Genomic DNA, 1,559 nt, shown 5'->3' with positions numbered 1-1,559 from the left:
CGAAAGAAGAAAGGAAAAAGGGGACACATTTAACTTGGGATGACAGGCATGAAATTCAGAAGGGACTGAAAGAACATCGTACCTTTAAAGAGATTGCATACATTATAGGCTGTTCACCTGATACGGTTTCCAAGGAAATACGCAGGCATCGTTATCATAAGTTGCGAATCAGGGATGGCATACTTCATGCAAGTCCAAACCGGTGTAAATACCGAAATAGCTGCAGGCGTTGGGATGTGTGTAAAAAGAAGAAGGGACATAAGTGCAGAATTCCATGCCGGGAGTGTATCAGCTGTAATAAGCTGTGTCCTGACTTTGTGGATGCACCATGCCCAATAGAACACAAGGCGCCTTATGTGTGCAATAACTGCCCCAAGTCCATCAGCTGTCTGTTTGATAAGTACCTGTATAACGCTGATTATGCCCATAAGGAGTACTGTGAAACGCTTAGGAAATCCAGACAGGGAATAGACATGACCAGAGATGAACTGGCAGCATTGGACAGTCTTGTGAGCCCGCTGATCAGGAAAGGACAGCCCCTGGCACATATCCTGGCGCATCATGCAGAAGAGATTCCCTGTGGGGAACGAACGCTTTATAAGTATATCAGTGCCGGCTATCTGACTGCAAGAAATCTGGATATGCGGAGAACGGTAAGATATCGAAAAAGAGTGAGAAGCGTTCCAACTCCAAAAATCAGCTATCGTAAAAAAGAAGGACATCATTATTCAGACTATCTTGACTTTATTGCGAAAAACGAAGGCATACGAGTGGTACAGATGGACACAGTGGAAGGAAATAAAGGCGGGAAATTACTTCATACGCTGTTATGGCCGGAAAACAATCTGATGCTGGCATTTCTGATTGAAACCAAAGAAATGAAGAATACCGTAGCTACTTTTGACTGGTTGGAAGAGACGTTGGGAAGTGAAATGTTTCGGGAACTGTTTCCTGTAATACTGACAGATAATGGATGTGAGTTTGCAGATCCGGAGTTGTTTGAAAAAGGACATGACGGAAAGAAGCGTACCAGACTGTTTTATTGTGAATCGAGACATTCTGAGCAAAAGGGAGAACTGGAAAAGAATCATGAGTACATAAGATATGTACTGCCAAAGGGAAGTTCGTTTGATGGATTGAACCAGGAGCAGGTGTTACGTATGGTAAATCACATCAATAATACAACAAGGCCTAAACTTCATGGTTCGACACCCATGAAGAAGGCCTTGAAGTCATTTGACAAAAATGCAATGGAAAAGCTTGGACTGGAGATCATCCCACCCGATGAAATCTGTCTGAAGCCTGAACTATTGAAATAAATAAAACAGGCAGGAGGATACAGAAAAGAATAAACAGTTGATGGCAACCAGAAGTTACTCATGCAAAAGACTTTTGGAGGCTTCCTTTAGTGTACCCTAAAATCCATTCATTTTTAATTATTATAGGTCAGAAAGGGATGAAAAACAACCTGAAAATGGCGAGAAACAGGGCAAAGCAGAAGTTAGTCGTGCAATTCTTTTTCTGAAGCATGGCAGTAGAAGTTACTAATGCAATCAACT

The 1,559-nt window shown here is 42.1% G+C and carries 1 protein-coding gene; it reads left to right on the top strand.

Annotation, left to right across the window (positions count from 1 at the left end):
• Positions 1-1,319, top strand: a 1,319-nt coding sequence (locus tag ACTQ3K_RS12555; RefSeq protein ID WP_441568229.1) for a transposase, incomplete at its 5' end; no start/stop codon positions are given.
• Between the last annotated feature and the right edge of the window lie 240 nt (positions 1,320-1,559).

Origin of the sequence: Candidatus Paralachnospira sp. LCP21S3_A2 (assembly GCF_052118925.1) — a bacterium.
Lineage (GTDB): Bacteria > Bacillota > Clostridia > Lachnospirales > Lachnospiraceae > Lientehia.
The sequence above is the reverse complement of the archived record's forward strand: the minus strand, read 5'-3'. Positions and strand labels throughout refer to the sequence as shown.